Source organism: Streptomyces sp. NPDC048643 (assembly GCF_040650615.1).
Lineage (GTDB): Bacteria > Actinomycetota > Actinomycetes > Streptomycetales > Streptomycetaceae > Streptomyces.
In genome coordinates, this window is record NZ_JBEZHO010000107.1 from 1 (window position 1) to 3056 (window position 3056).

3 protein-coding genes are annotated in these 3056 nt (G+C 72.6%); all 3 read left to right on the top strand.

Annotated elements, in window-relative coordinates:
- Positions 1-111: alpha-glucosidase C-terminal domain-containing protein (locus tag AB0C62_RS42025; RefSeq protein ID WP_355875933.1), on the top strand; the 111-nt coding region annotated here is incomplete at its 5' end.
- Positions 112-222: 111 nt separating this feature from the next.
- Positions 223-1659, top strand: coding sequence for a phosphotransferase (locus AB0C62_RS42030; protein ID WP_362982576.1), 1437 nt, complete (start codon positions 223-225; stop codon positions 1657-1659).
- A 48-nt stretch (positions 1660-1707) separates the two neighbouring features.
- Positions 1708-3056: alpha-amylase family glycosyl hydrolase (locus AB0C62_RS42035; protein WP_362982578.1), on the top strand; the 1349-nt coding region annotated here is incomplete at its 3' end.

Consider the following 3056-nt stretch of genomic DNA (forward strand, 5'->3'; position numbering starts at 1 on the left):
GTCGAACTCATCGGCGGCGTCCGCTTCCCCGCCATCGGCGAACTGCCCTACCTGCTCACCCTCGCCGGACACGGCTTCTACTGGTTCCGGCTGCGGACGGACGCGGTCTAGAAGCTGCGGGCGGGGCGGTTTCCACCGCCCCGCCCGGGGCACCCATCAGGAACACCCCCCGACTCGCCCGGTATCCGGGAACCCGGGCACTGGGGAAAGGACGCGACGCCCATGTCGGAAGTTGTCACCCACTCCGCCCCGGCCCCGCTCGCACGCCCCGAGTTGCTCGCGTCGCTCGATCCGCTCCTACGGGAATGGCTGCCCCGGCAGCGCTGGTTCGCGGGCAAGGGGCGTCCGGTGACCGGATTCTCGCTGGTGGCCGCGGTGGAACTCCTGCCGCCCACGGCCCAGTTGGGCCTGATCCATCTGCTCGTACGCGCACATCAGCCGCTCACCGCGGCGCACGGCGCGTCCCCGCAGCCCGGGGACTGCTACCAACTGCTCATCGGCGTGCGCGACGTACTGCCACAGCATCTGGCGCCCGCGCTGATCGGGCACCTGGAGGACGGGCCGCTGGCCGGCCGCACGGTGTACGAGGCGCTGTACGACCCCCGCCCCGCCGGAGTCCTGCTGGAGGCCCTGCGCACCGGGGCCCGCGTCGGCGACCTGCGCTTCGAGCGCGACCTCCGCCAGGAAATACGCGAGGACCTCGTTCCGCGCCTGGTCACGGCGGAGCAGTCCAACTCCTCGATCGTGTACGGAGATACGTTCATCCTGAAGCTGCTGCGCCGGATCGTGCCCGGGGTCAACCCCGACCTGGAACTCCCGCTGGCGCTGGCCCGCGAGGGCTGCGCACGGGTCCCGGCGCCCGCGGCCTGGATGCTCGCGGACCTGGACGCCGAGACGTACGTGCTCGGTGTTCTCCAGCCCTTCGTGCAGGGCGCGGCCGACGGCTGGGAGCTGGCGCTGCGCGAGCTGGCCAAGGGCGAGGACTTCACCGCCGAGGCACGGGCCCTGGGCCGGGCCACCGCCGAGGTCCACACGTCGCTCGCCCGGGCGCTGCCCACGGTGACCCTGGGCCACCACCAGATGGCGCCGCTCGTCGACACGATGACCGAGCGCCTGGAGGCCGCCGCACAGGCCGTCCCGGCCCTGCGGCCCTACGCGCCCGGCCTGCGCACCGCGTTCGAGGCGCTGGCGGACCTGTCCGCCGAGGGCCACACCTGGACCGCACAGCGCATCCACGGCGATCTGCATCTCGGCCAGTGCCTGCGCTCGCCCGACGGGGAGTGGTCCCTCATCGACTTCGAGGGCGAGCCGTCCAAGCCGCTCGCCGAACGCCGGATGCCGCAGCCCCCGGCCCGCGACATCGCGGGCATGCTGCGCTCCTTCGACTACGCGGCCCACTCGCTGCCCCCGGCCGCCGGCTCCTCGCGGACCGAGGACGCCTCCGAGCCACCGGCGTCCGGCTGGGCCGACGCCTGCCGGGCCGCGTACTGCGCCGGCTACGCCGAGGTCTCCGGACTCGACCCGCGCACGGACCCCGTCCTGCTGCGCGCCTTCGAGACGGACAAGGCGGTGTACGAGGTCGTGTACGAGGCGCGGCACCGCCCGGACTGGCTGCCGGTTCCGCTGGCCGCGGTGCGGCGGCTCGCCGCGTCGTCCTGAACACCCCCTGAGCGTGACTCCGTTCCCCCTCCCGAGGAGGCCCCTCCCGTGACGCCCCGCCCCCCGTCCGACGACAGTCCGAAGAAGAATGGCTCGAAGAAGCCGGATGCCGGGAAGAAGACGGCGGCCGAGAAAACGGTGTCCGCGAAGACCGGCACCGGCAAGAAGTCCTCCTCCGCCAAGAAGGGCTCCAAGAAGGGCGTGAGCGCCATGGCGAGGATCCCGGAGTCCGCACTCACCGAGAGCGGCCCCGGCCTGCCGGACGGCGGTTCGGACACCTTCGACGCCGGTCCCGGCCTGCCGGACGGCACTTCCGCCCTCCCGGCGGACGGCTCCGGCTCCGGCCCCGCGGAGGCGGCTCCCGTCTTCGCCGGGGTCGACGCGAGCGACCGTGAGCGGCTGCTGAGCGGCACGCACCACAATCCGCACGGGGTGCTGGGGGCGCACCCGTTGCCGGGCGGCATCGCCTTCCGGGCCTTCCGCCCGTACGCGCTCGGCGTCACCGTCGTCACCGAGGACCTGCGGGCCGAACTCCAGGACGACGGCGGCGGGTTCTTCTCCGGACTGCTGCCGCTGCGCGCGGTCCCGGAGACCTACCGGCTGCTCGCGACGTACGAGGACACGGTGGTGGAGGCCGAGGACGCGTACCGCTTCCTTCCGTCGCTCGGCGAGCTGGACCTGCACCTGATAGGCGAGGGCCGGCACGAGGAACTGTGGAAGGCGCTCGGCGCGGAGCCGATGGAGCAACAGGGCGTCGCCGGGACACGGTTCACGGTGTGGGCCCCGAACGCACAGGGGGTCCGGGTCGCCGGCGCCTTCAACTTCTGGGACGGCTCGGGGCATCCGATGCGCTCGCTCGGCTCCTCCGGGGTGTGGGAGCTGTTCGTGCCCGGGGTCGGTGAGGGCGAGCTGTACAAGTTCGACATCACGCGTCCCGACGGTTCCCACACCCTGCGCGCCGACCCGATGGCCCGCCGTACCGAGGAGCCGCCCAAGACCTCCTCGGTCGTGCACGCGTCGCACCACGTCTGGCAGGACGCGCGGTGGCTGGAGAAGAGGGCCGAACGACCCGCACACGAGGCTCCGCTCTCCGTGTACGAGGTCCATCTTCCGTCCTGGCGGCCCGGGTTGACCTATCGGCAGCTCGCCGAGCAGCTTCCCGCCTACGTCGCCGACCTGGGCTTCACACACGTCGAGCTGATGCCCATAGCCGAGCACCCCTTCGGCGGCTCCTGGGGGTATCAGGTCACCGGGTTCTACGCGCCGACCGCGCGCCTGGGCACCCCGGACGACTTCAAGTACCTCGTCGACGCGCTCCACCAGGCCGGAATCGGCGTCCTGATGGACTGGGTACCGGCCCACTTCCCACGCGACGACTGGGCACTGGCCGCCTTCGA

Excerpts from the sequence above, each read along its gene's own strand:
- AB0C62_RS42030 (WP_362982576.1), top strand. The coding sequence starts at position 223 with ATGTCGGAAGTTGTCACCCACTCCGCCCCGGCCCCGCTCGCACGCCCC.